The organism is Nocardia sp. JCM 34519.1 (assembly GCF_020361265.1).
Taxonomy (GTDB): Bacteria; Actinomycetota; Actinomycetes; order Mycobacteriales; family Mycobacteriaceae; genus Nocardia; species Nocardia arthritidis_A.
This window is the reverse complement of the sequence record NZ_JAIRBR010000001.1, coordinates 356,276-380,510: the sequence shown is the minus strand read 5'-3', so window position 1 is coordinate 380,510 and position 24,235 is coordinate 356,276. Positions and strand designations below refer to the sequence as shown.

General features: G+C 68.8%; 22 protein-coding genes. 18 read left to right on the top strand and 4 right to left on the bottom strand.

Going from position 1 to position 24,235, the window contains the following annotated elements:
• The first annotated feature begins 53 nt into the window (after nucleotides 1–53).
• The gene (locus tag LGY53_RS01810; protein WP_225725656.1) at nucleotides 54–3,854 is read left to right on the top strand and encodes an ATP-dependent DNA helicase; all 3,801 of its coding nucleotides are present in this window, start codon (nucleotides 54–56) and stop codon (nucleotides 3,852–3,854) included.
• Nucleotides 3,854–7,633, top strand: coding sequence for an ATP-dependent DNA helicase (locus LGY53_RS01805; protein WP_225724876.1), 3,780 nt, complete (start codon nucleotides 3,854–3,856; stop codon nucleotides 7,631–7,633). The genes LGY53_RS01810 and LGY53_RS01805 overlap by 1 nt, the downstream gene beginning before the upstream one ends.
• On the opposite strand, the gene LGY53_RS01800 is transcribed toward LGY53_RS01805, so the two are convergent.
• On the bottom strand, nucleotides 7,590–7,994 hold the full coding sequence (locus LGY53_RS01800; protein ID WP_225724875.1) for a hypothetical protein: 405 nt from the start codon (nucleotides 7,992–7,994) through the stop codon (nucleotides 7,590–7,592). The two genes, LGY53_RS01805 and LGY53_RS01800, sit on opposite strands and share 44 nt — an antisense overlap.
• Nucleotides 7,995–8,096: 102 nt before the next feature.
• On the opposite strand from LGY53_RS01800, the gene LGY53_RS01795 reads away from it, so the two are divergent.
• Nucleotides 8,097–9,152, top strand: coding sequence for a TrkA family potassium uptake protein (locus LGY53_RS01795; protein ID WP_225725655.1), 1,056 nt, complete (start codon nucleotides 8,097–8,099; stop codon nucleotides 9,150–9,152).
• A gap of 23 nt (nucleotides 9,153–9,175) precedes the next feature.
• Nucleotides 9,176–10,075, top strand: a complete 900-nt coding sequence (gene nudC, locus LGY53_RS01790) for an NAD(+) diphosphatase (protein ID WP_225724874.1) — start codon at nucleotides 9,176–9,178, stop codon at nucleotides 10,073–10,075.
• 5 nt (nucleotides 10,076–10,080) lie between these two features.
• Here the strand turns inward: nudC and LGY53_RS43925 are convergent, their stop codons facing one another.
• The gene (locus LGY53_RS43925) at nucleotides 10,081–12,162 is read right to left on the bottom strand and encodes a mycoredoxin (RefSeq protein WP_305082728.1); all 2,082 of its coding nucleotides are present in this window, start codon (nucleotides 12,160–12,162) and stop codon (nucleotides 10,081–10,083) included.
• Between the two features lie 151 nt (nucleotides 12,163–12,313).
• Between LGY53_RS43925 and LGY53_RS01775 the strand changes: the two genes are divergently transcribed.
• The 9 genes from LGY53_RS01775 to LGY53_RS01735 all read left to right on the top strand — a co-directional run bounded on the left by LGY53_RS01775 (nucleotide 12,314) and on the right by LGY53_RS01735 (nucleotide 18,247).
• Nucleotides 12,314–12,517, top strand: coding sequence for a hypothetical protein (locus LGY53_RS01775; protein WP_225724873.1), 204 nt, complete (start codon nucleotides 12,314–12,316; stop codon nucleotides 12,515–12,517).
• A gap of 102 nt (nucleotides 12,518–12,619) precedes the next feature.
• Complete coding sequence (locus LGY53_RS01770) at nucleotides 12,620–13,192, top strand: MauE/DoxX family redox-associated membrane protein (protein WP_225724872.1); 573 nt, start codon at nucleotides 12,620–12,622, stop codon at nucleotides 13,190–13,192.
• A complete protein-coding gene (locus LGY53_RS01765; protein ID WP_225724871.1) occupies nucleotides 13,189–13,737 on the top strand; it encodes a redoxin domain-containing protein in 549 nt (182 codons plus the stop codon). The genes LGY53_RS01770 and LGY53_RS01765 overlap by 4 nt, the downstream gene beginning before the upstream one ends.
• 54 nt (nucleotides 13,738–13,791) lie before the next feature.
• Nucleotides 13,792–14,214 carry an SRPBCC family protein gene (locus tag LGY53_RS01760; protein ID WP_225724870.1) on the top strand — a complete coding sequence of 141 codons (423 nt, stop codon included), beginning with the start codon at nucleotides 13,792–13,794 and terminating at the stop codon, nucleotides 14,212–14,214.
• The gene (locus LGY53_RS01755; protein WP_225724869.1) at nucleotides 14,211–14,675 is read left to right on the top strand and encodes an EVE domain-containing protein; all 465 of its coding nucleotides are present in this window, start codon (nucleotides 14,211–14,213) and stop codon (nucleotides 14,673–14,675) included. Before LGY53_RS01760 ends, LGY53_RS01755 begins: the two co-directional genes overlap by 4 nt.
• Nucleotides 14,672–15,139, top strand: coding sequence for a MarR family winged helix-turn-helix transcriptional regulator (locus LGY53_RS01750; RefSeq protein ID WP_167477432.1), 468 nt, complete (start codon nucleotides 14,672–14,674; stop codon nucleotides 15,137–15,139). Before LGY53_RS01755 ends, LGY53_RS01750 begins: the two co-directional genes overlap by 4 nt.
• A 34-nt stretch (nucleotides 15,140–15,173) precedes the next feature.
• Entirely contained in the window at nucleotides 15,174–17,330 is a 2,157-nt protein-coding gene (locus LGY53_RS01745; protein WP_225725653.1) for an ATP-dependent DNA helicase UvrD2, read from the top strand.
• A 109-nt stretch (nucleotides 17,331–17,439) separates the two neighbouring features.
• Nucleotides 17,440–17,790: a hypothetical protein gene (locus LGY53_RS01740; protein ID WP_225724868.1), complete on the top strand. Its 351-nt coding sequence runs from the start codon at nucleotides 17,440–17,442 to the stop codon at nucleotides 17,788–17,790.
• A 139-nt stretch (nucleotides 17,791–17,929) separates the two neighbouring features.
• On the top strand, nucleotides 17,930–18,247 hold the full coding sequence (locus tag LGY53_RS01735; protein WP_374111112.1) for a WhiB family transcriptional regulator: 318 nt from the start codon (nucleotides 17,930–17,932) through the stop codon (nucleotides 18,245–18,247).
• 206 nt (nucleotides 18,248–18,453) lie between these two features.
• On the opposite strand, the gene LGY53_RS44020 is transcribed toward LGY53_RS01735, so the two are convergent.
• Nucleotides 18,454–19,095, bottom strand: coding sequence for a helix-turn-helix domain-containing protein (locus tag LGY53_RS44020; RefSeq protein WP_225724867.1), 642 nt, complete (start codon nucleotides 19,093–19,095; stop codon nucleotides 18,454–18,456).
• A gap of 138 nt (nucleotides 19,096–19,233) precedes the next feature.
• Here LGY53_RS44020 and LGY53_RS01725 point away from each other — a divergent pair, with 138 nt between their 5' ends.
• The 4 genes from LGY53_RS01725 to LGY53_RS01710 all read left to right on the top strand — a co-directional run bounded on the left by LGY53_RS01725 (nucleotide 19,234) and on the right by LGY53_RS01710 (nucleotide 22,516).
• A complete protein-coding gene (locus tag LGY53_RS01725) occupies nucleotides 19,234–20,337 on the top strand; it encodes an aryl-sulfate sulfotransferase (RefSeq protein WP_225724866.1) in 1,104 nt (367 codons plus the stop codon).
• On the top strand, nucleotides 20,322–21,617 hold the full coding sequence (locus LGY53_RS01720; RefSeq protein WP_225724865.1) for a uracil-xanthine permease family protein: 1,296 nt from the start codon (nucleotides 20,322–20,324) through the stop codon (nucleotides 21,615–21,617). The genes LGY53_RS01725 and LGY53_RS01720 overlap by 16 nt, the downstream gene beginning before the upstream one ends.
• Nucleotides 21,618–21,683: 66 nt before the next feature.
• The gene (locus tag LGY53_RS01715) at nucleotides 21,684–22,064 is read left to right on the top strand and encodes a hypothetical protein (RefSeq protein WP_225724864.1); all 381 of its coding nucleotides are present in this window, start codon (nucleotides 21,684–21,686) and stop codon (nucleotides 22,062–22,064) included.
• A 41-nt stretch (nucleotides 22,065–22,105) separates the two neighbouring features.
• Nucleotides 22,106–22,516, top strand: a complete 411-nt coding sequence (locus LGY53_RS01710; RefSeq protein ID WP_225724863.1) for a RidA family protein — start codon at nucleotides 22,106–22,108, stop codon at nucleotides 22,514–22,516.
• A 21-nt stretch (nucleotides 22,517–22,537) separates the two neighbouring features.
• Here the strand turns inward: LGY53_RS01710 and LGY53_RS01705 are convergent, their stop codons facing one another.
• The gene (locus tag LGY53_RS01705; protein ID WP_225724862.1) at nucleotides 22,538–23,155 is read right to left on the bottom strand and encodes a Uma2 family endonuclease; all 618 of its coding nucleotides are present in this window, start codon (nucleotides 23,153–23,155) and stop codon (nucleotides 22,538–22,540) included.
• Nucleotides 23,156–23,348: 193 nt separating this feature from the next.
• Between LGY53_RS01705 and LGY53_RS01700 the strand changes: the two genes are divergently transcribed.
• Nucleotides 23,349–24,218: a serine hydrolase gene (locus LGY53_RS01700; protein WP_255664738.1), complete on the top strand. Its 870-nt coding sequence runs from the start codon at nucleotides 23,349–23,351 to the stop codon at nucleotides 24,216–24,218.
• The last annotated feature ends 17 nt before the right edge of the window (nucleotides 24,219–24,235 follow it).

The following is a 24,235-nucleotide window of genomic DNA, read 5'->3' as shown; positions in this document are numbered from 1 at the left end:
GTCCCGATGTGCCGCGTGGCGTGTCAGGGCCGTCTGTTGCAATAGCCCGCGTGGTGCGATCGGATAGCGCGGTGCGACTTGTTCGCCGGAATGTGGCGGCACCCCGGCCTTTGGTCTGGGGCGCCGACGTTCGCGCACTCTTCGACGCGCTGTCCGAGCCCGGGCCGGTGCGGCCGGGTTGGCGGCCGTGGCAGGTACTCGGCGGCCCGGGCACCGGTAAGACCGCGCTGCTTGTCGAGCTGGCCGCGTCCCGGGTAGGCGGCGGGGCCGATCCGGAATCGGTGCTGGTACTGACCCATTCGAAGCGGGCTGCGGCGACCGTGCGCGACGCCGTTACCGCGCGGCTCACCCCGGATCCCGACAGCGAGGGCGGTGTGCCCGGCGCCACCCGGGAACCTCTGGTGCGCACGATCCACTCCTACGCGTTCGCGGTGCTGCGCAGGCATGCCGCCGCGCACGGCAACCCGCCGCCACGGTTGCTGACCGGTGCCGAACAGGATGCGGTGCTGCGCGAAATGCTGCGCGGCGACCTCGCCGATATCGCGGCGGGCGCGCGCGGGCTGTGGCCGGAACGCCTGCGGCCCGCGCTCGGCCTCACCGGATTCGCCGAACAGTTGCGCGATCTCATGTTGCGCACCACCGAACGCGGGCTCGGACCGGAGGATCTGGTGCGCCTCGGCCGCGAACACGACCGGCCGGAATGGGTGGCCGCCGGCAAATTCGCCATCCGCTACGAGCAGTCGATGCTGCTGCGCTGGTCGGTCGGCGTCGACGCGCCGGAGGCCACCGCGCCCGCACTCGACGCCGCCGAACTCGTCGGCGCGGCATTGGATGCCCTGGCCGGAGACCCGAATCTGCTTGCGGCCGAACGCGAACGCATCCGATACCTGCTGGTGGACGATGCGCAACACCTGGATCCGCAGGCGGCCATGCTGATTCGCGCGATCGGCGCGACGGCGACGACGGTGCTGGCGGGCGATCCGGACCAGGCGATCTTCGCCTTCCGCGGCGCCGATCCGCGCTTCATCGCCGATCCCGACGCCCCCGACGAGCGGCGAATCATCTTGCGGGACAACCACCGCTCCGGCGACGCGGTGCGGGTGGCGGTCGCCAGGATCGCGGCCAGGTTGCCGGGCAGTGCGCCGCACCGCGTTCCGGTGCCCGCGCGGCCCGATGCGGAGGCGAGTGACGGCGCCTCGGTCCGGGTCCGGGTGCTCGCGACACCCGCCAAGGAGGCCGCGCTGATCGCCGACCATTTGCGGCGGGCCCATCTCACGGGCGGGATCCCGTGGTCGCGGATGGCGGTGATCGTGCGCTCGGTGCCGCTCTCGCTGGCCCCGCTGCGGCGGGCGCTGCTGGCCGCCGGGGTGCCGGTGCAGCAGCCGGTGCTGGATACGCCGCTGGCTCGGCGGCGCGGCGCGGCCTGGATGCTGCTCGCGCTGCGGGCACTGCTTTCCGAAGGACGGCGATCCGAATCCTTCACGCCGGAGGACGCGCTGGACCTGCTGTCCGGACCGCTCGGCGGCGCGGACCAGATCGCGCTGCGCCGGTTGCGCCGCGGAATCCGCCGCAGCGTCCTGGAATTCGAGCGGGTCAGGGGACGCTCGGCCGCACCCGGCTGGGAGCCGGTGGAATCGGCCGATGCCCCGCTGAATGACCAAGTGCCCGAACGGTATTTCACCGACGCCGAACGGATGGTCGACGAATCCGATTGGTACGGCATCGATGAGCAGTGGACCTCCGGTGAGGATCGATACGGCGCAGATCCTGACCGGGATACTGCCGATTCCCACGGAGACCACGTCGGGGGAGAGCGCGATGCCGATCTGCCCGGCACCGAAAACGCCACGGTCGCAGCCGTTTCAGACGATGGCGGCCGCTCGATCGGCGACCGGTCCGCGGATGACGACCAAACGGGTGTGGATGGAATCGACACCGGATCCGCCCAACGCGGCCCGGAATCGAGCGAGGGTGCGCGCCAACGGCGTTCCCTGTCCGATATGTCCTCGGCGGAAGTGCTGCGCGACTTGATGATCGGCATCGGTGACCCGGCCGTCCTCGCCGGTCTGACCGAGGTGGAGTCCGCGCCGCTGCGCCGGGTACTCGGCGCGCTGGAGCGAGCGACGAAGGCGCGTAAGCGCGGTGCGGGCCTGGAGGACGTGCTGTGGGCGCTGTGGACCGCCTCGCGGCTGGAGCGGCGCTGGGTGGCGCAATCCCGGCGCGGCGGTGCGGCGGGTATGCAGGCCGACCGCGACCTCGACGCGGCCGTCGGCCTCTTCGACGCCGCGGCGGCCTACGTCGACCGGCTGCCGCGCGCGAGCATCGACGGCTTCGTGGAGTACCTTGCCCAGCAGGAGATCCCGTTCGACAATGCGCCGCTCACCGCGCCGGGTGATGCGGTGGCGCTGCTCAGCGCGCATGCCGCGGCGGGCCGGGAATGGGATGTCGTCGCGGTGGCGGCGGTGCAGGAGGGCATCTGGCCGAATCCGCGCCCGCGCGGCACCCTGCTCAACACCGAGGATCTGATCGATCTCACCGCGGGCATCGCCGAGCCGGGCGAGCGGGTGAGCCGGGCCGCGCCGATCCTCGCGGAGGAGCGCAGGCTGCTGCTGGTGGCGTGCAGCAGGGCGCGCCGGTCGCTACTGGTCACCGCGGTGGAATCGGTTGCGGGCGAACGAGATCTGGTGCCGTCGCGCTTCCTGTCGGAACTGCTCGGCCACGACGACGATGCCGAACCGGGTGTGCTGCCGGTGGTCGATCCGGGCCGCGCGCTGGTGATGCACGCGCTGGTTGCCGAACTGCGCGGCGCGGTCTGCGATCCCGAATCCGAACCGGAGCGCAGGCGACGCGCGGCCGAGCAGCTGGCCCGGCTGGCCGACGCCGGTGTGCCCGGCACCCACCCCGACGACTGGTACGGCACCGCCGAACTCAGCTCGGCCGACCCGCTGTGGGCGGAAACCGAATCCGCCGTTGCCCTTTCGCCGTCGACGGTGGAGCTGCTTCGCACCTGTCCGCTGCGCTGGGCGCTGGAGCGGCACGGCGGCACCGACGGCGACAACCCGCACGCGGTGAAGGGCAACCTGGTGCACACCCTGGTGCAGGCACTGGCAGGCAAGGTGCCGGAGGCGCAGGTGCGCGCGGCGCTGGACCGGGCCTGGCAGGCCGTCGACCCGGGCACCGGCTGGCATTCCCGGCAGGAGCGGCGGCGCACCGAGGCCATGCTGGAGACCTTCATGTCCTGGGTGCGCAATACCCGCGGCGAGCTCACCCAGGCCGGGGTGGAGGTGCCGGTCGACTGTGTGCTGCCCGCGCGCGCGGAAGACGAACGGCCCGTACGCATTCGGGGCCGGGTGGACCGGTTGGAGCGGGATGCGCTCGGCCGCTTCGTGATCGTCGATGTTAAGACCGGGAAGACGCCGGTCACCAAGCAGGCCGCCGTCGATCACGCCCAGCTGGCGACCTATCAGGTCGCCGCCGCGTTGGGTGCGCTCGACACCGGCGTGGCATCCGCCGAATCCGGCCGGGACGCGGTTGAATCCGATGGTGCGGCAGGCGAATCCGGTCGTGCGGAGCCGGGTGAACAGACCGGGATGGCGGCGGGCGATCTCGGCGAGCCCGGCGGCGCCCGGCTGGTCTACGTCGCCAAACCGAGCAGCAAGGAGGGCGCGACCCAGCGCATGCAGCCGCCGCTCGACGCCGAGGCGCTCGACAAGTGGCGCACCACAATTCACGACGCGGCGGCGGCGACCCGGGGCCCCAGCTATCTCGCCATGCGCAACGACGGCTGCCGCCACTGCTCGGTATCCGGCAGCTGCCCGGTGCAGGACGCCGGGAGGCAGGTGACCGACGAGTAGTGGCCCCTGTAACCCCGCTGCGGCTGGCCGAGGCGCTCGGCCTGCCCGCCCCCACCGACGAGCAGGCCGCGGTGATCGCCGCACCGCCGGGCCCGACGCTCGTCGTCGCGGGCGCGGGCGCGGGCAAAACCGAGACGATGGCCGCCCGCGTCGTGTGGATGGTGGCGAACCGGCTGGTGCTGCCCGATGAGGTGCTCGGCCTCACCTTCACCCGAAAAGCCGCACAGCAGCTGACTTCTCGCATCCGCACCCGGTTGGCCAGGTTGGCCGGGTCGCCGCTGCTGCGCGAGCTGGACCCGTCGGGCGCGCTGCGCACCCAGCTCGCCGGTGCGGAACCGGAGATCAGCACGTACCACTCGTACGCGGGCAGGTTGCTGTCCGAGCACGGCCTGCTGCTGCCGGTCGAGCCCGCGGCGACGCTGCTCACCGAGACCCAGCTCTGGCAACTCGCACACCAGGTGGTCCGCACCTGGGACGGCGATCTGGATACCGAGCGCACGCCGGTCTCGGTCACCGAGGCGGTGCTGGCGCTGTCCGGTCAGCTGGCCGAACACCTCGTCGAACCGGAGCAGTTGGCCGAGGCGCACACCGTGCTGGAGAAGTTGGTGCACACGCTGCCCGCCGGTCCGCGTCAGCGCGGCGGGCCCAGCCAGACGCTGCTGGGCATTCTCCAGGTGCAACGCGAACGGGTCGCGCTGCTGCCGCTGGTGCTGCGGCTGCACGAGGCGTTACGGCGCAGGGGCGCACTGGATTTCGGCGCGCAGATGTCGTTGGCGGCGCGGTTGTCCGCCGAACATCCCGAGGTGGCCGCCGCCGAACGAGCCAAATTCCGCCTGGTGCTGCTCGACGAATATCAGGACACCGGCCACGCCCAGCGCGTGCTGCTGTCCGCATTATTCGGCGGCGCGGGAGAATTCGCCGCGGACGGATCCGCTGATCGATCGAGCCCGGACCGGCGCACTGTCGGGCCCGACAACCAGCGGCGCGCGGTGGCACCGGATTCGGCCGCGACCGAGCCGCAGGGCGGCATACCGGGAGAATCATCGCCGCATGCGGACGGAATCGTCGCGGCGTCGCGCCTGGCGGTGACGGCGGTCGGTGATCCGATGCAATCGATCTACGGCTGGCGTGGCGCTTCCGCGGCGAACCTGCCGCGTTTCGCGACCGACTTCCCCAGCGCCCCAGGGATTCCCGCGCCGACCCTGCCCCTGCTGACCAGCTGGCGCAATCCGCCGGAGGCGCTCGCGCTCGCGAATTTGGTCGCGGAACCGTTGCGGCGCAAGGCGATCGAAGGCGGGGGAGTCACCGTCGACGCGTTGCGCGCCAAACCCGATGCCGGATCCGGCGTCGTCGCGTTGGCGCTCACCGAAACCGTTGCCGACGAACGCGAGTGGATCGCCGAACGCATTGCCGCGGAATGGGCCGAGCGCCGGTCCGCGGGTGCGGTCCCGCCGACCTCCGCGGTCCTGGTGCGCCGCAACGCCGATGCCGCGCCGCTGGCGGAGGCATTGCGCGCCAAGGGATTGCCGGTCGAGATCGTCGGACTCGGCGGACTGCTGGCAACACCCGAGGTCGCCGATATCGTGGCGACCCTGCGCCTCATCGCCGAACCCGGCGCGGGCAGCGCGGCCATGCGGATACTGACCGGCGCCCGCTGGCGCATCGGCGTCACCGATCTGGCCGCGCTCGCCCGCCGGGCACGGGACCTCTCGATCCGCCCGCATACCGGTGACGCGGCGGAGATCACCGACAGCGCCGCACTCGCCGACGCGCTGCGCGAGGTGGCGCCGGAACCGGCCGAACAGGCGGGTCTGGCCGACGCGATCGCCGATCCCGGTCCGGCGGAACAGTATTCGGCCGCCGGATACGCGCGTATCGAGGCGCTCGGCCGGGAGCTCGCCGCGCTGCGCGAGCGCGCCGGTCAACCGTTGACCGAACTCGTCGCCGATGTCGAACGCACCATCGGCGTCGGCGTGGAGACCCAGGCCCGCCGCGCCATGGCGGGCACCGGCGCGGGCCGCGAACATCTCGACGCCTTCGCCGAAGTGGTGGCCGGGTACGCGGCCGATACCGGCGCATCGCTCGGCGGCCTGCTCGCCTTCCTCACCGCCGCGGAATCGGTCGAGAACGGATTGGAACCGGGTGAGGTCGAGGTCGCCCGTGACCGGGTGCAGGTGCTGACCGTGCACGCCGCAAAGGGTTTGGAATGGGAGGTGGTCGCGGTACCGCATGTGGTGCGCGGCGTCTTCCCGTCCGGCGCCGCCGCGGGCACCTGGCTCGGCGCGCTCGCCGAACTGCCCACCACCCTGCGTGGCGATCGGCAACAGGACGACGCCGCGGAGGGCGTTCCGGTCCTCGACCTGTCCGAGCTCTACGACCGCGCCGATCTGGAACGCGCCATCAAGGCGCACAAGGAGGCGCTGGATCGCCGCCGCATCGACGAGGAGCGGCGCCTGTTCTATGTCGCGCTCACCAGAACCGAACGCACACTGCTGGTTTCGGCGCATCACTGGGCCGAAACCGGAACCACCCCCAAGGGGCCGTCCGACTTTCTGCTCGAACTGAAGAGCGCGAGCGAATCCCCGGACAGCCGCGCCTACGGCGTGCTCACCGTCGACGAATGGGCCGACGCCCCCGATATCGACGCCGTCAACCCGTTCACCGATAACCCGGCCACCGCCGAATGGCCCCGCGACCCTCTCGGCAATCGCCGCGACCCCATCGAACAGGGCGCCATGTTGGTTCGCCAGGCGCTGGACGAATTGCGGTCGCGTCCAAAGAAATCGGCCGCTAGCACCTCGAATGAAACCGTCGCACGGCCCGACCGCGCCGCCGATTCCGCATCCGCCGGTGAAATGCCGATCGAAACCGACTCGGCCGACGATCACCTCGCGGAAACCGCTGTCGGCCATGAATCCCACGAAGATGGATACGGCCACACACCCGACGACTACTTCGCCGACCTCACCCCGCCCCCGGACGACGACTACCTCACCGAATACGACTTCGCCCCAGCCGAATTCGGTGACCGACCGGCCGCGGACCCGGACGACCCGGACGGTTGGGTCGCCGACGTCGACGCCCTGCTCGCCGAATTCGCGGCCACCGAGGCCGCCGCCCAGGAGGTCGAACTACCCGGCCAGCTGCCCGCGACGGCGCTGGTGGAATTGCGCGCCGATCCGGCGAAACTCGCCGCCCGCCTGCGCCGCCCGCTGCCGTATCCGCCGAATCCGTTGGCCCGCAGGGGAACCGCCTTCCACGCCTGGGTGCAGCGCTGGTTCGCCGCCAGCCGCCTGCTCGGCTTCGACGAACTGCCCGGCGCGGCCGACGGCGGCGCGCCCGACGCCGCGGACGCGGAGCTGATCAAGATGCAGGAGTCGTTCCTGAATTCCGCGTGGGCCAACCGCAGCCCGATCGATGTGGAGGTGCCGTTCGAAACCTCCATCGCGGGCACCGTGATTCGCGGCCGGATGGATGCGGTGTTCGCCGAGCCGGGCGGCGGCTGGATCGTGGTCGACTGGAAGACCGGCGCCGAACCGACGCGCGCCGAGGAACCCGCCGTCGCCATGCAGCTGGCCGTCTACCGCCTGGCCTGGGCGCGCCTGATGGCGGCGCGGACCGGCGCGCCCGAGGCCGATATGCTCGAAAAGGTCGGCGCCGCATTCCATTACGTGCGCACCGGCCGCACCATCGCCCCGCGCACCCTGGCCGGCCCCGCCGAACTCGCGGAGCTGATCAGGAACGCCGCGCCCGGCGACTCACCTTCAGCGACTGGGTGATCAGCGGAATCTGCAGCGGCAGCCGCAGTACCGTGCCGAGCTTGAACACTTGCGGCGCTTTGGGATTCGAAACCACGTCCACGGCCATCTGCACATTCGCCGGGAAGACCGCGACGAACAGCAGTGCGGCCAGCCGCCCGCCGAGGCTGCGGGTGCGCGGCAGCGCCAGCGCGGCGGCCACCCCGAGCTCGGCCGCGCCGGATGCGTAGGTCCAATCGCGCGCCTTGCCGGGCAGTGCCCTCGGCACGATCGCGTCGTACGGTTTCGGCCAGGCGAAATGCAGGATGCCGGAAACGAACAGCAGGGCGGCCAGCCACAGCGCGGGCCTGCGGCCGCCGTCGGATGGGGTGTTGTCAGCCATGACCGCCACCCTTTCATTTGCCGAGGGTTCGCGTCGAGACCCGCGACCGCGTCGGGAGCCGGTAGGCTGCGGTGCGTGTCGAGCCGGCCGAGTACCGCGAGCGTGTTCGGTGTACGCGCGCCCCGGCTAGGGCTGGCCGGACACCCCGATTTCGCCCTCGTCGGCCTGCTGAAGATCCCGGAGATACAAACCAGCCCGTGGCGGTCGCTGTTGCGCCGGGTGCTGTTCGCCATCGCGTTGCTGTTCGCCGCGGCCCTGGTGGTGTATTTCGGGCGTTCGGGCTACCACGACAACGCGGGCGGCGAGCTGACCTTCCTGGATGCCTTCTACTACGCGACGGTCTCGCTCTCGACGACCGGATACGGCGATATCGCACCGATCAGCCCGGCGGCGCGGCTGGCCAATATCGTGATCATCACCCCGCTGCGCATCCTTTTTCTCATCGTCCTGGTCGGCACCACGCTCGGCGTGCTGACCGAACGCTCCAGGCAGGCTTTCAAGATTCAGCGTTGGAGGCGCATAGTGCGTAATCACACCGTGGTCGTCGGCTACGGCACCAAGGGCCGCACCGCCATCGACGCCATGCTCGGCGACGGCGTGCAGCCCGCCGATATCGTCGTGGTGGACACCGACGCCGTCGCGCTCGCGGCCGCGGGTAATGCGGGCCTGGTCACCGTGCACGGTTCGGCGACTCAATCGGATGTGCTGCGCCTGGCGGGCGCACAGCATGCGGCGTCGGTGATCGTCGCGGCGAATCGGGACGATACGGCGGTGCTGGTCACGCTGACCGCGCGGGAACTCAGCCGGACCGCCAAGATCGTGGTCGCCATCCGCGAGGCCGAGAACACCCATCTGCTGCGCCAGTCCGGCGCGGATTCGGTGGTGGTGTCCTCGGAGACCGCGGGCAGGCTGCTCGGCATCGCCACCGCCACCCCGAGCGTGGTGGAGATGATCGAGGACCTGCTCACCCCGGAGGAGGGTTTCGCGATCGCCGAGCGCGAGGTGGAACCAGCCGAAATCGGCGGCTCGCCAAGGCATCTCGGCGATATCGTGCTCGGCGTCGTGCGCGGTTCGGTGCTGGTGCGGGTCGGTGAGCCGGAGGTGGATTCGCTGGAGGCGGGCGACAAACTGCTGTATATCCGCCGCACCGGCAAGTAATCTCGCCCGTTACCCTCGGAGGCGTGTCCTTTGAGCTGAATGCTGTTCCGTTGCTTTCCCGTTCCTCCCACGACCGGGCCGAGGAGGTCCGCGGCGACGAGCAGGCGCTGAAGGACGGCTGGGCCGACGCCAAATTGCTGCGGGTGAACCGGCGCGGTCAGGTTCGGCTGGCCGATGGCGCGCTGGTCTTCGACAAGGCCGTCGAGTTGGCGCCGGAACCGAGCCAGGCGGCGGTGTTCTTGGGCATCGATGACGGCAAGCACGTGTGGGCGGTGCGCGATCGGGAACTCAGCGGTGAGCTGTCGGATCTGCGCGCCATGTCCAGCGGCTTCGACGATCGCGTCATCGGGCTGCTCGGCACCGCGGTCGCCCTGCTCAACTGGCACGACAAGGCCGGATTCCACGGTGCCGACGGCTCGCCGACCACCGCGGTGAAGGGCGGCTGGTCGCGGGTCGGCGCGAATGGCGACGAGGAGTTTCCGCGCATCGATCCGGCCGTTATCTGCCTGGTGCACGACGGCGGCGACCGGGTGCTGCTCGGCCGCCAGCACACCTGGCCGGAGACGCTGTTCTCGCTGCTCGCCGGATTCGTCGAGGCGGGCGAATCGCTGGAGCGCTGTGTGGCGCGGGAGATCAAGGAGGAGGTGGGTGTCGATGTGCGCGACATCCACTACCTGGGCAGCCAGCCGTGGCCGTTCCCGCGCTCGCTGATGCTCGGCTTCTCGGCCGTCGCCGATCCGGAACAGTCGCTCGCGTTCTCCGATGGAGAGATCGCCGAGGCGTACTGGTTCACCAGGACCGAGGTGCGCGATGCGCTGGCGGCGGGGGATTGGTCGGCCAAGCGGGAGGGCACGCGCCTGCTGCTGCCCGGATCGATCTCGATCGCCCGCACCATCCTGGAATCCTGGGCGGCGCGGGACTGATCGGGTCAGGCCATTGCGGCCAGCGCCTGTTTGACCTGGGCCAACGACGGGTTGGTCGCGGTGGAGCCGTCGGCGTATTTGACGGTGGGCACCACATGGTTGCCGCCGTTCACGCTGCCGACGAATTCGGCCGACGCCGGATCCTGTTCGATATCGATCTCGACGTAGCTGATACCGGCCTCCTCCAGCTGCTTCTTCAGCCTGCGGCAGTAGCCGCACCAGGTGGTCGAGTACATCGTCAGGGTGGGGTTCACATCGGTCACGCCGACATTCAACGCCGGACGGTCTGCTCCTGTTCCATTGGCCCGCTCTGTCTGGTACGCGGCGGCTTGGAGGGTGTAGAGCCGGTGGTAGGCGCCGCGGCGGGCGATCAGTTCGTCGTGGGTGCCGGATTCGGTGACGCGGCCGTCGTCGAGGACGTAGATGCGGTCCACGTCGCGGATATTGGCCAGGCGATGGGTGACCAGGACGATGGTGTGTCCGGCATGTAGCGCACGGAGCCGGTGGTAGATATCGGCCTCGGCGGCGGGATCCAGGCCGGTGGTGGGTTCGTCGAGGATGAGCAGCGGGGTGTCGCGATAGAAGCCGCGGGCGATGGCGATCTTCTGCCATTGCCCGCCGGAGAGATCGGTGCCGCCGCTGCGCTCCTTGCTGAGGATGGTGTCGTAGCCGTCGGACAGTCCGGCGAGATGGCTGTGGATACCGGCGTTGTCGGCCGCGGCGGCCACGGCGGCCGGATCGGGTCGTTCGGCGCCGAAGCCGATATTGTCCGTGGCCGACAGCGGATATCGGCCCGGGGTCTGCGGTACGAGGGTGGCCGAGGCGCGCAGCGACGGGCGGTCGGCATCCGAGAGGGGTTGTCCGTCGCGAGACAGTCGGCCGGTGGTCGGCGGATAGAGTCCGGCGAGAATTTTGGTCAGCGTCGTCTTACCCGAGCCGTTACAGCCGACGAGCGCCACCACCTCACCGGCCCGCAGTTCGAGGTCGATATCGGTGAGTGCGGCGGTGCCGGTCCCCGGGTAGGTGAACCCGAGCCGGTGGGCGGCGAGCGTACGAAATGCCTGTGGCGGCGGGTCGGGTTGCGCCGCAGGAAGTTCGGTGAAGTCCATCAGGTCGGTGAGGAACAAGCGCCCGCGTCCGACCATGGACAGCGTGGACGCGACGCTGGTGAGCTGTCCCATGAGCAGTTGAACGGCGACGACGACCGCGCTGGCGGTCGCGAGGGTGAGCACACCGGCCTCGGCCGCGGCGGCCAGGACCGCGATCAGCGCCACCGTCACCGCGACGCCCGCGGCTCGGGCAATGGTCATCCGGACCGCCGTGATGCGCTGCAGCCGGATCTGCTCGGTCAGCAACTCGGTCCGCAGGTTCTGCCAACGTGCGAGCAGGGTGGGTCCGGCGGCGAAGGCGCGGATTTCCGCGGCCGCGGCGCGATCGGTCAGCATGGTCTCCAAATGCATTGTGCCGCGCGTAATTTCGGATTGGGAGACCGCAAGTTCGTACCAACGGCGGTTCGATCGGCGCGCTTCCAGCCACATCGGCAGCACCGCGAGCAACAGCAGCGGCACGGTCATCCAGGCCAGCACGGCCACCGAGGCGGCGACCGCGACACCGTAGATGGCGGTGTGCAACACCGATAGCAGCGCTTGCACCACCGTGCGCGGGTAGGAGTTGGCGGTGGTGCGCGCCCGCACCACGCGGTCGTGGAACCACGGATCCTCGTAGCGGATCAATTCGGCTGCCGCCGCGACCACCATCACCCGCCGCACCGCCAGTTGTGCGGTCCTTTCGCCGAGCACCGCCTGCAGATACGACGCGATTCCCGACAACGTCTGCGATACCAATGCCGCCCCGGCCAGCACGGCCGCGGGTACGAGCAGTGCCGTCGCCGCCTCCCGGGCGCCGGTGACGGTCGCGACGGCATGTCGCACCGTCAGCACCGAAACCGCCCCGGCGCCCGCCTGGACCAGGCTCACCGCGACACAGGCCACCACCGCTCGGCGGCCCGCCCGCCAGGCCAGACCCAATACGAACACCGCGACCGCGCCCACCGCGTACCGACCGCCTTCCCCTGGTTCATCCGGCATCGGCTTGGTGAAATTAATTGTCGCACAATTAATTTCGAGATTCGGCGTGTCGTGCCGATGGTTGGCGCAGCCTGAGGATGTGCACCGCGCCGGTCGTCACGGCCGCACCGGCGGTCGCCGGAGCTGTGCACAGGGTTCAGCGAGCAAGGAGATGAACCTGATGGCTAGTGCATTGATCGAACGCATAGACCGCATCGCCGACACCATCACCTGCAAGATGGTCATCCGCAGAAAGGCACCCGCGCCCATCCGGATGTGCGTCCCATTGTTGGAGGAGTGCAAGGTGGACGGCCAATGCTGTGAAGGCCATTGCATCCTCCAGAAGTCCGGTATCGGTCTGTGCGAGCCGCTGTAGGTCGAAGCGCGGAATGTCGGGACGGATGACGGAATCGATCCGCAGCGGGCCGAGCGCCGCGCCGACCGGTGACCGGCCAGGCGCTGAGGAGGTGCCCCGCCGGTGATCGATCCGATCGGTTCGGTGGCGGTGGCGGCGCGGATCGCGCTGGTCACGGTCTTCGCCGCCGCGGTGGCCGCGAAGTTCGGCGCCGCGGCCCGGAGCGGGTTCCGGGCCGCGGTCGCGGGGCTCGTCCCACGACTGCGCGGACGCCGGGCCGAGTCGGTGGCGACCGCGGTGATCGTCACCGAATGGGCCGTCACGATCACGCTGCTGCTGCCCGGTATCGCCGGGTTCGTCCTCGCCGCCGCGACTCTCACCGCGTTCACCATCGCGATCACCGCGGCGGTGCGCCGCGGCGCCACCACCGCGTGCCACTGTTTCGGGCGCTCCGCGCGGCCGGTATCGGGGGTTCAGCTCGTCCGTAATCTGTTGCTGCTCATGGTTACCGGCGTCGGCCTGGTCACCACCGCGACGGGACATCACCCCCGCGCGATCTCCGACTGGTGGATCGCCGCCTTCGCCGGGGTCGTACTCGGCGCATCCCTCATCGTTTTCGACGATCTGGCCGACCTGATCCGTCCGGCACCGCCGCCCACCCGCCACAACCGAACCGAACCGGACCATCCGCGATGAACATCCTCGTTATCGTGCTTTCGATCATCACCGCACTGAATCTGCTGGTCACCTACGGTCTCGTGCGCCGCATACGAGTGCACTCCGACGTGCTCGACGAACTCGTCGGCACCACCACCGCCCGCGCGCTACCCGTCGGCACCCCGATTCCGGCGTTCACCACCCATGCCATCGATGGCAGCCGCCTCGCCGACACCGACCTGCGCCACCCCGCCGCCATCGCGCTATTGGCGGTCGATTGCCCGCACTGCCGCACCAACCTGCCCGACTTCATCGCCTACATCCAGGGCGCCGGTTATGCCCGCGACCACGTCCTCGCCGTGGTCACCACCCGGGACGTGACCGACCCGATGGTCGAAACACTCGCTCCGACAACCACACTCGTCTGCGAACCGAATAGCGACGGTGCCGTCGCGACAGCCTTCGGAATCCAGGCCTATCCCACCTTCTATCTCACCGACGACAACGGCGTCATCACCACCGCGACCCACGCCGTCCGTCAACTCCCCAACACCCCGGCGAGATCGGATCTCGCGCGTCCGTAACGTCGTCGTGCGATCGGGATTGACATCCATTTAGTAAGCGCGCATACTATTCACATGACACAGATTGCCACCGCAAACGCCACCTCGACCGCCGCTCCCGCCGCCTTCTTCGCCAAGTGGGCCGATATGGCCACCTGGCCCGAGTGGAACGCCGACACCGAATGGGTTCGCCTGGACGGGCCGTTCACGGAGGGCGCCACCGGAATGCTGAAGCCGAAGGGCGGGCCGAAGGTGAAGTTCATCGTCGAGCGGTTGACCGATACCGAATTCGTCGACGTCTCCAAGCTGATCGGCGCGCGGCTGGTTTTCGCCCATCACGTCACCGAAAATGACGGTCGCACAATGGTTTCCGTCACCATCTCGATGGAGGGTCCGCTGCGCGGGCTCTGGAAGCTGATCATGGGCGCCGACCTGGCCAAGGGTGTGCAGCGCGACCTGGAGGCGCTGGTCGCGGCCGCCGAGGCGGTGCGGGTGTGACCAAGTACTGGCTCAACGTGGTTTCGCGCGAACACGTGCTGCGCGGGGCCGAACTCGGGATCGTCCAGGCCAATCACGGTAAGCGGCACGGCATCGAACGAATGACGCCGGGCGACGGCCTCGTCTACTACTCGCCACGGGAAGGTATGCGGACCGGTGCGCCGGTCCGCGCCTTCACCGCCATCGGGGTCGTCGCCGATCGGCCGGCCTGGCAGGCTGTCATGGAGGGAGTCACCGCTCCGGGCGGTGGCTGCTTCGAGCCATGGCGGCGGGCGGTGCACTACCGGACCGACGCGCGGGAGATCCCGATCGAGCGGTTGCGCGCCGAACTGGAGCTCACGAGCGGGCCGAACTGGGGAATCGTGTTGCGGCGCGGGCTGATCGAACTCAGCGAACACGATTTCGCGGTGATCTCCGCGGCGATGCTGGACGATACGATCCGGCGTGAGGGAGGACGATGAGTGAATCCGCAACACCCGGCCTGCGCACCCGTTTCGCGGCCGCCGACGAAAGTCCCGGGCTCTTGCTCTGGCAGGTGACCAACCGCTGGCAGGCCGCCCAGCGCGCGGCACTCGCACCCTTCGACCTCACCCACGTCCAGTTCGTGCTGCTCGCCTCGCTCACCTACTTCGCGGCCCGCCGCGAGGAGCCGGTGATGCAGCGCGACCTGGCCGAACACGCCGCCACCGACCCGATGATGACCTCGCAGGTGCTGCGCACGCTCGAACAGAAGGGCCTGATCGAGCGGCGCGACCACCCGCACGACCGCAGGGCCAAATCCCTCGCGCCGACCGAATCCGGTGCGGCCCTTGTCAATCGGGCGCTGGTCGCGGTGGAGAACTGCGATCAGGAATTCTTCGCCCCGCTCGGATCCGATGCGGCCCATTTCGCGGGGGCGCTGCGCATGCTGCGCGACAGGGGCTGAGCCACCCGGGTTCTTGTCGGTGCGGGCTGTCATCATTGAGCGCGTGCCAGCCCCCGACCTCGACGCACTCGATCCGGAGCAGGCCGCCGCCGTGCGCGCCCCGCGCGGTCCGGTGTGCGTGCTCGCAGGCGCGGGCACCGGTAAAACGCGCACCATCACTCATCGCATCGCCCACCTGGTCTCGGCCGGACATGTGAAGGCCGATCAGGTGCTCGCCGTGACGTTCACCGCCCGCGCGGCGGGCGAACTGCGTAACCGGCTGCGCGCGCTCGGCCTCGGCGGCGATGCGAATCAGGTGCAGGCCCGCACCTTTCACGCCGCCGCGCTGCGGCAGCTGCGGTATTTCTGGCCGCAGATCGTCGGCGATGTGCCGTGGCGGCTGATCGACGGCAAATTCCAGCTGGTCGCCCAGGCCGCGCACGCGTCGGGCCTGCCGACGCACACCGACAGCGTGCGCGATCTGCTCGGCGAGATCGAGTGGGCGAAATCGACGCTCATCGCCCCGGAGGACTATCCGGCGGCCGCGGCGCGGCAGCACCGCGACACCCCATACGATCCGGCGCGGATCAGCGAGGTGTACGCGGCATACGAGAAGCTCAAGACCACGCCCGACGGGTTGCTGCTCGACTTCGACGATCTGCTGCTGCACACCGCCGCGGCGCTGGAGGACTATCCGGCGGTGGCCGATGAATTCCGCGGCCGCTACCGCAGTTTCGTGGTGGACGAATACCAGGACGTCACCCCGCTGCAGCAGCGGGTGCTCGACGCCTGGCTCGGCGACCGCGACGATCTGACCGTCGTCGGCGACGCCAACCAGACCATCTATTCCTTCACCGGCGCGACGCCCGCCTACCTGCTGGACTTCTCCCGTCGCTTCCCGGAGGCCACGGTGGTCCGGCTGGAACGCGACTATCGTTCGACACCGCAGGTGGTTTCGCTGGCCAACCGGGTGATCGGGGTGGCGCGCGGCCGCATCGCGGGCAGCCGATTGCAGTTGATCGGCCAGCGCTCGGACGGTCCGGAGCCGTCCTTCGCCGAATACGAGGATGTGCCCGCGGAGGCGAATGCCGTTGCCGCATCGATCAAACAGCTGATCGACGATGGCGTGCCCGCGGCCGAAATCGCCGTGCTGTACCGGATCAACGCCCAGTCCGAGAACTACGAGCAGGCGCTCACCGAGCGCGGCATTCCGTATCAGGTGCGCGGGGGCGAGGGCTTCTTCCAACGACCCGAGGTGAAGCAGGCGGTGGTCGCGCTGCGTCAGGTGGCCGCGCGCGAGGACCTGCCCGATCAATCCCGCAGCGGCGCAGCGCTTGTCACGCTGGTCCGGGCCGCGCTCGCACCGCACGGGCTCACCGCGACCGAGCCCGCGGGCGCGCAGGCGCGGGAGCGCTGGTCGTCGCTGATGGCGCTGGTGCAGCTCACCGAGGAACTGGTCGGTCACGATCCGGAACTCGAACTGGGCGGATTGCTGCGCGAGTTGGCCGCCCGCGCCGAGGCGCGGCACCCGCCGACCGTCCAGGGTGTGACGCTCGCCTCGCTGCACGCCGCAAAGGGTTTGGAATGGGACGCCGTCTTCCTGGTCGGCCTGTCCGACGGCACCATGCCCATCGCACATGTGCTGGCCGATGACGGCTCGGTCGCCGATGAGGCCGCCCTGGAAGAGGAGCGGCGACTCCTCTATGTAGGTGTCACCAGGGCGCGTGAGCATCTGCGGCTGTCATGGGCGCTCGCCCGCGGTGAGGGTGGCCGCCGCACCCGACGCCGGTCGCGCTTCCTGAACGGGCTGATCCCCGACGATTCGCCCGCATCGCGGATCGCCGCGCCGGTCGAGCACACCGGCGCCAACGGTGCCCGCCCGCATTGCCGGGTCTGCGGTAAGCCGTTGATCGGCACATATGCGACGATGCTCGGGCGATGCAGGCGGTGTTCGGCCGAACTGGACGCCGAACTGCTCGGCATGTTGCAGACCTGGCGCGAGGAGAAGGCGCAGGCACTGCGGGTGCGCGAATTCGTGGTGTTCACCGACACCACCCTCACCGCCATCGCCGAGCAGCTGCCCGCCGACGACGCCGCGCTGGCCGCGATTCCGGGGATCGGGGCGAAGAAGATCGATCAGTACGGCGCGGATGTGTTGGCGCTGGTGGCGACTCGGCGCCGTCAAGCCCATAAAACCGCAGGTAGAAAATAGGTTGTCGGCATCATAGGCCGTCGCCTATGGTGGGAAGCACGCACCGGGAGGGGATTCCGGCGCGCACATCGAACAGACCGATTACGAGAAGAAGGAGGGAGGCAGACCAATGAACGGCATTACGAACTTCAGCGCCAATTGCGTTGCGGTGAATACGTCTGTGTCCGCCTCCCGGGGGTTCCTCGCCTTGCAGGGGATCGGACTGTCCTTCGACGGCGCATTCGTCGAGCGGCTGCATCTGGTGAACAAGCACGTCATCGATACGCACTCGCCGATTCGCACCGTCGAACAGGACAAGCCCAGCGCTGGCTGGCAGCACCCGGTAACCGCGAAAGCAGTTTCCGGCGCCTTCGTCATCGAGGCCGGTTATGCGCCGGCGCCGATGCGGGCAGCCCGCCTCCGCCGTACCGCACACCCAGCGTCCGTGATCAGGGGTCGACACAGATGTCGACCTAGGTAGGGAGACCACTCCCAGACCTCCTGGCCACGGATCGCTCAAAGCGAAACCGTGGCCAGTATTTTCCGGCTCCTCAGCCGCCGGCACCGGTTTCGCCGAAAGAACGAAACGAACCGCTGCAACAAAGCTGAAGGAGAACGACGTGTTCACCGCAGAAAGCTGGCCGTCGGCCACTACTGACGTGACATGCCGGACCGTGGCGAGGCCGACCCGTACCCGGGAGGTCACCGTGCCGTGCCGAGTGGGGGACCCCGATCTGTGGTTCGCCGAGAGCCCGGTCCAATTGGAGGAGGCGAAGGCCCTGTGCGCTTCGTGCCCGATCCGTAAGGGCTGCCTGAACGCAGCCATCGATCGACGCGAGCCGTGGGGCGTCTGGGGCGGTGAGATCTTCGACCAGGGTGTCGTGATCGCCCGCAAGCGCCCGCGTGGTCGTCCGCGCAAGATCGCGGTTTCGGCATGAGCCTCATCGGGCTCATGCCGATAACCGGGACTTCCCTCCCTCCGGTCGCTGAGGCCCCACCCGTGCATACGGACCCGAGCCGGGCCCAGGAACGAGAAAGCAGACGCGCCGCTCACCCCGAGATCGGGTGTGCGGCTCGTCTGCGTTGTCCCGCAACGATTTCCGCTGACGCGGTGAGCGCCGGACCCGGTCCGGCGTTGACCCCGTCAGCGGGGTCGATGGGTGGCGCGGCGCACCACGAGACCGTCGGCGACCGCGAACAGTAGCGTTTTCGTCTCCGGGGTGTGCGCCCACCAGCGATGTTTACTGCCGCCCGCGCAGTAGTAGGCATCGCCGGTGGACAGCGTCGATTCGATACCGTCGGCGACGACGGTGATGCTGCCGTGCACCACATAGATCAATTCGTCGTTGTCGTGCGCGAATTCGCGGGTGCCCCGGGTGGTTCCGCCGGTGAATTCCAGGGCGCGCAGATCCCTCGCGCCGTGCACGAGTGCGCGGACCGTGCCGTCGGAGCCGGTGCGCTCCTGGGCGAGGCTATCGCCCGCGCGGACCAGCAGCGCATCCGGATCGGCGTCGGCGGCCGCGAGCAGTTCGGTCGCGGTGGTGCCGAGCGCATCCGAAATCTGTTGCAGGGAGCGCAGGCTCGCGTTGGTTCTGCCGTTCTCCAATTGGCTGAGGAATGATGCCGACAATCCCGATCCGGTCGACAGCTGGGCGAGCGTGAGCCCGGCCGCGAGCCTGCGGTGGTGGACGACATCGCCAAGCCCCTGCCAGCGGGCGGGATCAGACGGCGGTTCGCGATCGGCGTGCGGAGCGGGAGGCGCGCCGCGCTCCGAGGACTTACTCACTCTGCACCAACCTCTCTCCTCCGCTCATTGTGGATCCGGCTATTGAGTAGCACAGCTTTTACATCAGCGTGATCGGAAGTGTTCGTTACCGGACTAGCGTACTGAATATTTAGTGCCACTGAATATTCAGGAGGTTTGGTGGAGCAGAACACGCTCAAACGGCGCGGTACCGGGCTGATCGGCAGCGATCCCGAACTGGCGTCCCCCGGATACACGCTGTACGCGCCGTTGGCCGCGAACGGACTCGTCGAACTTGTCGACCTCGCCGGGTCGGTGGTGCATCGCTGGCAACTGCCGTATCGGCCCGGGCGGCACGCGCGTCTGCTCGCCGACGGATCGCTGGCATACAACGGTGCGACGCTCGAACACGCGCCGTTCGCCATGTGGCGCAAATACAGCGGCGGTTCGATGGGTCGCTATGACCGGAATGGGCTGCTGCTCAACGAAATCCGTGACCCGCTGCAGCATCACGACGCGCACCACTACGACGACGGCCGCATCCTGTACACCGCCGTCGAACCGCTGACCGGCGCGGCGGCCGGGCGGATCCGGGGCGGCGTCGCCGATACCGAAGCCGACGGGGTTGTCTGGGCGGATGTGATCAAAGAGGTTGCGCCGGACGGAAGTTCGTTGTGGGAGTGGAAGGCGGCCGACCAGCTGGACCCGGCCGAGTTCCCGCTGCAGCCGCATTACTGGCGCGAGCACTGGCCGCTGATCAACAGTGTGTACCCGCTCGACGCCGACACCGTCGTCGCCAGCCTGCGCAGCGTATCCGCCGTCATCCTGATCGACCGGCATACCGGCAAGGTGACGTCCGTGGCCGACCGGGCCACCGTTGCGCAGCAGCATCACGCGACTCCCGTCGGCGACGGCCGAATCCTGGTGTTCGACAACGGCACCTTCCGCACCGGCGAGTCGGTGACCTACAGCCGGGTCATCGAAATCGACACGGCCACCGGGGAAATCGCGTGGCGATATCAGGACTCCCCGCGCGAGGCGTTCTTCACCCCGTTCATGGGCGGCGCGCAGCGGCTGCCCAACGGGAACACCCTGATCACCGAGGCGGCGTTCGGGCGGATCTTCGAAGTCACCGCAGCGCAACGGATCTGCTGGGAGTACGTGGTGCCATCGTTCACCGCGTATCCGGACCCCGGCACCGCCGAGGTATTCCCGGGGATCTCGAACGCGATCTTCCGCGCGTATCGGTATCGGGCAGAGGATATTCCGTGGTTGGCCGGGTGACATCGGCGCATCCGGTCGACGAAATACCGTCTCCGGCAAAGGCATTCGTCGCTTCGCTGCAACATATGGCTGTGATGGTCGCCACGCCGATCACCTCGGTGCTGCTGATCGGCCGGGGTCTGCACCTCGACGACGGGCAGATCCGCGCATTGCTCTGCACCGCACTGCTTTTCAGCGGTATCGGGACGATACTGCAATCCGGTGGCCGTTTCGGGATCGGCGCCGGTCTGCCATTCGTGATGCTGCCCGGCGGGGCGGCGGTGGTGCTGTTCATCCAGATCGCGCAGGAATCCGGCCCGGCCACCGCCTCCGGTGCCGTAATACTCACCGCGGCGGCAGGATTCGTGCTGGTGCCGGTGGCGCGACGGCTGGTCACCCGGCTGCCGGCGGTGGTGATCGCCAGCATGATCGTCGTCATCGGGGTCAACCTGGTGAAGGTCGCGGGCGCACTGATCACCGCGCCGAACGATCAGCCGCCCGCCTCGGCCGCCGCACTCGCCGCGGTGACGGTGCTCGCCACAGTGCTCGCGCACCGAATCCTCCCGGTGGGCTGGCGCAGGCTCTCGGTGCTGCTCGGCATGGTGGCCGGATGTGTGGCGGCGACCGCGCTCGGCCGATTCCACTGGCAACCCGGATCGGGCGTCGTGCAGTTGCCGCGGCTGTTCCCTTTCGGCACACCGCATTTCGATCTGCTGGCCACCGTGCCGCTGCTGGTGTTCGGCATCGGATCCATGGCCGAGGCGGCCGGACAGACCGTGCTCAACGCGAAAATCGTCGGCCGGGAACTGGATACGCCGCATACGGTGGGCCGCACCATCCGCGGTGACGCGGTGACCTCGCTGCTGTCCGGACTCTTCGGCGGGCCGACCATGATCACCAGCGGCGAGAACATCGGCCTGCTCCGGCTCACCGGCGTCCGCAGCCGCTACGTCACCGCGGGCACCGGCGTACTGCTTGTCCTCACCGCATTCCTCGCACCTATTGGGCGACTGGTGAATTCGTTACCAGGACCGGTCATCGGCGGTACCGCGGCCATCGCCTTCGCGATGATCGTCGCCGCGGGCATCGGCATGTTCGAACGCATCGATCTGACCGCCGACGGAACGCTGGTCACCGCGACGGCCGCCCTCACCGCGGGCCTGCTGCCCATCCTGACCCCGAACCTCTACCGCGCCTTCCCCACCGACCTGCGGTTGCTCCTCGGCAGCGGCGTGACCATGGCCGCCGTCGTCGGTTGCCTTGTGCACCTGCTGTATGCGGTGCGAATACCGCGAGTGTGATTGTGCGGAAACAAGATTCCCGGGAGGGAGTCGTGCGCGCCTCGATATCGGGCAATGCTTGTGTTCATGAACGCGAAGCGGGACAGCCTGCGCTACAGCACCGTCGTGACCGTCGACGGCGGCACGGTCTTCAAGGATTCCGAAATCACGCTGGCCGAGCAGCACATTGTCGCGGGCGTTCCGCCGATGTTCCTCGGTGCGCTGCCCTCGGCGGCGGGTATGGCATTCGTGCGCAGCGCTACGATCGGCGGCACCTGGCATCCGGCGCCGCGCAAGCAATGGGTGGTGATGGTGCGTGGTGTCATCGAGGTGGCGGTGACCGACGGAACTCGCCGCCGGTTCGGTCCCGGCGACCTGCTGCTGGTCACCGACACCACCGGGCGCGGCCATCACACCGCGGGGATCGGCGAAGGACCGTTCGAGGCGCTGTACATACCGGTGCCGTGAACGGTTGGGGCCGTGCATGCTTCGGATGCGAGGATGCGGTGGTGGAGGATACGAAACTCACCCATATCGCCGAGCCGGACGGTGTCGCTCCCGGCAAGGGCTACACCCACGTCGTCATCGGAACGGGCCGGATGGTCGCGCTGTCCGGACAGATAGCCTTCGACGCCGACGGCAATGTCGTGGGCGTCGGCGACCCGGCCGCCCAGGCCCGCCAGGTGTTCGAGAACCTGCGCCGCTGCCTCGCAGCCGCGGGCGCGACCTTCGACAACGTCATCAAGCTGACCTACTACGTCACCGATATCGCCCACCTCCCCGCGATCCGCACCGCCCGCGACGCCCACATCACCCCCGCCCACCTACCCGCCAGCACCGCCGTCCAAGTGGCCGCCCTCGTCCACCCCGACCTACTGATGGAAATCGAAGCCTTCGCCCTACTGCCCGACTCCGAATGAGGCGCGGAAACCTGTTGCCGCTCAGGTGAAGTCGTGGCGGCCGAGGTCGAACAGCGCATTGGGAGCGACACTGATCTCAAAGGGCCGCTCGACCACCAGCACCTCGTCGGCGGTAACAGCATCATGGTTGGCGACGTAACGGCCACGTTCGAGATCGAGGGCAAGAATCCGCGGAACCGGGCGGAAGTCGACGATCCAGTAGTGCGGTATGCCCGCCATCGCATATTCGTCGCGTTTTGTCTTCCGATCGTGCGCCTCGCTGCCGCTTCTCGGGGAGACGACTTCGGCAACCAGCAGTAGGTCAGCGGGGTCGATGTAGAGCTCGTCTTCGGCGACGCCGATCTGCTCGGCCTTCGCATCCAGGATGAAGACATCCGGCTTTCGAATGCCCGAGGGGAACGAGAATTCGTACTCGCCGCCTTCGACGAGGACATCGGCCCCGGCCCTGGCCGCCGCTTCGATGAAGAGATGGCGCAGCCCACGGCTCATCCGGTTGTGACGAAGCGAGGGCGACATCTTCTCGATCAGCCATCCGTTCCAAAGCTCGAAGCCTTTCCCCTCCTCGGGGCTGTTGTGAAGATCATCCGCAGTGTAAGGGCCCAGCCCGAGGGACGAGTTGAAATCGAGTGCAGCACTCATAGCTTCTCCTCGGTCTCCATCTTCGTGGCATGGCCAGTGCTAGCAAGCTAGCTAGCTATATAGAGAGAACCTTAGCGCGGACTCAGAGCGATGACCCACTATCTGTCGCATGGTGCTGGCTGACCTCGACGACCATCGTCGAGGTCGATGGAAGTGGGCGGCGGGCACCGGGCATGCTGGGCGGGTGCAGGAGATGTTTGCGGGGGTTGGGGTGCGGGGGTGGGTGCATGCTCGGTGTTTGGGGTGTGGGGGAGAGGTGGGGGTGGGGGCGGATGAGTTGGTGGTGCTGTCTTCGGTGGTGAAATTGCCGTTGGTGGTGGAGTTCGCGCGGCAGGTGGCGGCGGGGCAGGTGGATCCGCGGGATCGGGTGCGGGCGGAGGCGGCGGATCGGTTGGGTGGGGCCGGGACGTCGGGATGCGCCGACGATGTGGAGTTGAGTTTGCGGGATGCGGCGCTGTTCGCGATGTCGGTGAGCGACAGTACGGCGGCGGATCTGTTGTTCGACCGGGTCGGGTTGGACAATGTGCGGTCGCTGATGCGCGAACTCGGGTTGGTGCGCACCCGAATCGTCGGCGCACTGCGCGATCTGGTGCTGACGATGGTGCAGGATCTCGGCGCGAGCGATGCGGCGGAATTCGCGCACCGCTACCGGGAATCGCCCGCTGCGGAGATATTCGCCATGCGCGTATACGATCCCGCACGCACGACCGCGAGCACCCCGCGTGAGATGACCCGGCTGTTGGAACTCATCGCGCGCGATGAGGCGGGCCCGCCGCAGGCCTGCCGGATGGTACGCGAGCTGATGGGCCATCAGGTGAACCAGCAGCGCTTGCCCGCCGCATTCCCCGCCGACGTGGCGGTGTGGAGCAAGACCGGAACGCTGCCCGGTGTGCGCAACGAGGTCGGCGTAGTCGAGTTCCCCGACGAAACACGTTATGCGGTAGCGGTTTTCACCCGCGCGCAGACGCTGGACCTGCGCAGGCCCGATGTGGACCGGGTGATCGGCTCCGCCGCCGCGGCCGCGATCGCCGAGATACGGCACACGGACCGGTGCGGTACCTGATAGCGCCGATCGCCGGC

Coding starts and splice junctions, on each gene's coding strand:
- LGY53_RS01800 (WP_225724875.1), bottom strand. CDS start 7,994: ATGGCTGACAACACCCCATCCGACGGCGGCCGCAGGCCCGCGCTGTGG.
- LGY53_RS43925 (WP_305082728.1), bottom strand. CDS start 12,162: ATGCCGGATGAACCAGGGGAAGGCGGTCGGTACGCGGTGGGCGCGGTC.
- LGY53_RS01775 (WP_225724873.1), top strand. CDS start 12,314: ATGAACCTGATGGCTAGTGCATTGATCGAACGCATAGACCGCATCGCC.
- LGY53_RS01765 (WP_225724871.1), top strand. CDS start 13,189: ATGAACATCCTCGTTATCGTGCTTTCGATCATCACCGCACTGAATCTG.
- LGY53_RS01760 (WP_225724870.1), top strand. CDS start 13,792: ATGACACAGATTGCCACCGCAAACGCCACCTCGACCGCCGCTCCCGCC.
- LGY53_RS01750 (WP_167477432.1), top strand. CDS start 14,672: ATGAGTGAATCCGCAACACCCGGCCTGCGCACCCGTTTCGCGGCCGCC.
- LGY53_RS01740 (WP_225724868.1), top strand. CDS start 17,440: ATGAACGGCATTACGAACTTCAGCGCCAATTGCGTTGCGGTGAATACG.
- LGY53_RS01715 (WP_225724864.1), top strand. CDS start 21,684: ATGAACGCGAAGCGGGACAGCCTGCGCTACAGCACCGTCGTGACCGTC.
- LGY53_RS01705 (WP_225724862.1), bottom strand. CDS start 23,155: ATGAGTGCTGCACTCGATTTCAACTCGTCCCTCGGGCTGGGCCCTTAC.
- LGY53_RS01700 (WP_255664738.1), top strand. CDS start 23,349: ATGTTTGCGGGGGTTGGGGTGCGGGGGTGGGTGCATGCTCGGTGTTTG.